At 66.7% G+C, this 2,739-nt stretch carries 2 protein-coding genes; both read left to right on the top strand.

The window, feature by feature from the left end; genetic code table 11:
• Positions 1-38: 38 nt before the first annotated feature.
• On the top strand, positions 39-314 hold the full coding sequence (locus tag ACFDSW_RS16180; RefSeq protein WP_375251286.1) for a succinate dehydrogenase assembly factor 2: 276 nt from the start codon (positions 39-41) through the stop codon (positions 312-314).
• Between the two features lie 46 nt (positions 315-360).
• Positions 361-2,739 (top strand): transcription-repair coupling factor (locus tag ACFDSW_RS16175; RefSeq protein WP_375251285.1); only part of this gene is annotated, 2,379 nt, incomplete at its 3' end.

Here is a 2,739-nt window from a genome sequence, read left to right as displayed (position 1 = left end):
AAGGTGCCAGTCTGCCCTGGCATGACGAAAGTTTTTTGATGGACCACGACATCCGCCTCAAACGTCTTCGTTTCCGTGCCTGGCATCGTGGCACGCGCGAAGCCGATCTGATGATCGGCGGCTTTTTCGACGCGCATGGCGCCGGCTGGACGACGGAGCAGCTCGACTGGTTCGAGGCGCTGCTGGAAGAGCAGGACGTCGATATCATGGGCTGGGCGATCGGATCGATCCCCTGTCCGCCCGAATGGGACGGCGAGATGATGGACACGATGCGCCGCGTCGATTTCGTCACGGTCCTTCATCCGGGGATGTGAGTTTCCCCCTCTCCCGCCGCGAGGCGGGGGAGCCATCGAGTAACCAATGCCCGACCTATCCAAGATATTGAACGCCGCCGCGCCGCTGACCCTGTCCGGCGTGCCGGCAGGCTTCCTGCCGGTATTGCTCGCCGATCTGGCGCGGGCGGCGCCGACCCGTGCGGTGTTCGTCGCCGCCGACGAGGCGCAGATGCGTGCGGTCGCTTCCGCGGCGACCTTCTTTGCGCCGGAGCTGGAAGTGGTGGCGATCCCGGCATGGGATTGCCTGCCCTACGATCGCGCCAGCCCCACGCTGCGCATCATGGCGGAGCGGATCGGCGCGCTGTACCGGCTGCAACAGAAGCCGGGCAGCGCGCAACTGGTGCTGACCACCGTGAACGCCCTGACGCAACGCACGCTGACGCCATTCCGCATCCGTCAGTTGGTGGCGGAACTGAAGCCCGGCGCGCGGCTGGGCATCGAGAAGCTCGGCGCGCTGTTGCAGGCGAACGGCTATGTCCGCACCGACACCGTCCACGACCAAGGCGAATATGCGGTGCGCGGCGGGCTGGTGGACTTGTTCCCTAGCGGCGAGGAACATGCACTGAGGCTCGATTTCTTTGGCGACGAGATCGAGAGCGTCCGCACCTTCGATCCCGGCGATCAGCGCACCACCGGCCGGGTCGAGCGCTTCGTCCTGCTGCCCGCGTCCGAGGCGCTGCTCGACGAGGAGAGCGTCAAGCGCTTCCGCACCCATTATCGCGCGACCTTCGGCGCCACCGCGACCGGCGACCCGCTGTATCAGGCGGTCAGCGACGGGCGCCGGCTGGCGGGGATGGAGCATTGGTTGCCCTTGTTCGAGGACAAGCTGGCGACGCTGTGGGATCACCTTGGCGACGATGCGATCGTGGTCCGCGATTTCGGAACGCCGGCCGCCGCTGAAGCGCGGCTGGAGGCGATCGCCGACTATTACGAGAACCGCAAGCGCGCGGAAGCGGCGGAGCCCGGCAGCTATCGCGCCCTGCCCGCGAAATCATTGTACCTTGAGGATGGCGAATGGGCTGCGCGGATCGCGGACGCCCCGGCGCATATCCTGTCCCCCTTTCATGAGCCCGAATCGGCGACGGTGCTCGACTTCAACGTCGACGGCCCGCGTGACTTCGCTCCCGAACGCGCCAACCAAAGCAATGTCTATGAAGCCGTGGTCGCGCATCTGGGGCGGCTGCGGAAGGATGGCCGCAAGCCGATCCTCGCCAGCTATTCGAACGGCGCGCGTGACCGACTGAAAAGTCTGCTGGAGGATCACGGCCTCGCCGGGGCACGGCTGACCGAGACGTGGCAGGAATCGCTTGGCGCGGCGGAACGCGGAATCGCGCTGACGGTCGTACCGCTCGACCACGGCTTCACCGCCCCCGGGATCGCGGTACTGACCGAACAGGACATGCTGGGCGACCGGCTGATCCGCCGCAACAAGCGCCGCAAGTCCGCCGACGCCTTTCTGGCCGAACTGGCGACGCTGTCTCCCGGTGATCTGGTGGTGCATACCGATCACGGCATCGGGCGCTATGTCGGGTTGACGCAGGTGCCCGTCGCCAAGGCGCCGCATGATTGCGTCGCGCTGGAATATGCGGGCGGCGACAAGCTCTACATTCCGGTCGAGAATCTCGAAGTGTTGTCGCGCTACGGCTCGTCGGAGGAAGGCGCGGCGCTCGACCGGCTGGGCGGCGAGGCCTGGCAACGCCGCAAGAGCCGCATGAAGGAACGCATCCGCGAGATCGCGGGTGAGTTGATCGCGGTGGCGGCCGAACGGGCGTTGCGCCCCGGCGAGGTCGCGGAACCCGATAGCGCCGGCTATCCCGCGTTCGTCGATCGCTTCCCCTATGAGGAAACCGACGATCAGGATCGCGCGATCGACGACGTGCTGTCCGATCTGTCGGCGGGCAAGCCGATGGACCGGCTGATCGTCGGCGATGTCGGTTTCGGCAAGACCGAGGTGGCGCTGCGCGCCGCTTTCGTCGCGGCGATGGCGGGGATGCAGGTGGCGGTGGTCTGCCCGACCACCCTGCTTGCCCGCCAGCACTACCAGAACTTCGTCCAGCGTTTCGAGGGCTTTCCGCTCAATATCGGGCGACTGTCGCGGCTCGTCCCCGCCGCCGAGGCGAAGCGCGTCAAGGACGGCGTCGCCAGCGGCGATATCGATATCGTCGTCGGCACGCACGCGCTGCTGGCGAAGGGGATCAACTTCAAGCGACTCGGCCTCGTCATCGTCGATGAGGAACAGCGCTTCGGCGTCACCCACAAGGAACGGCTGAAGACGCTGCGCGCCGACGTTCATATGTTGACGCTGACCGCGACGCCGATCCCGCGCACCTTGCAGATGGCGATGAGCGGGCTGCGCGAACTGTCGGTGATCCAGACCCCGCCGGTCGATCGCCTCGCGGTGCGC

This window comes from Sphingomonas sp. (assembly GCF_042091075.1).
Classification (GTDB): domain Bacteria; phylum Pseudomonadota; class Alphaproteobacteria; order Sphingomonadales; family Sphingomonadaceae; genus Sphingomonas.
Note: the sequence above shows the minus strand (reverse complement) of the source record. Positions and strands in the feature narration are given on the sequence as shown.

Coding starts and splice junctions, on each gene's coding strand:
- ACFDSW_RS16180 (WP_375251286.1), top strand. CDS start 39: ATGGACCACGACATCCGCCTCAAACGTCTTCGTTTCCGTGCCTGGCAT.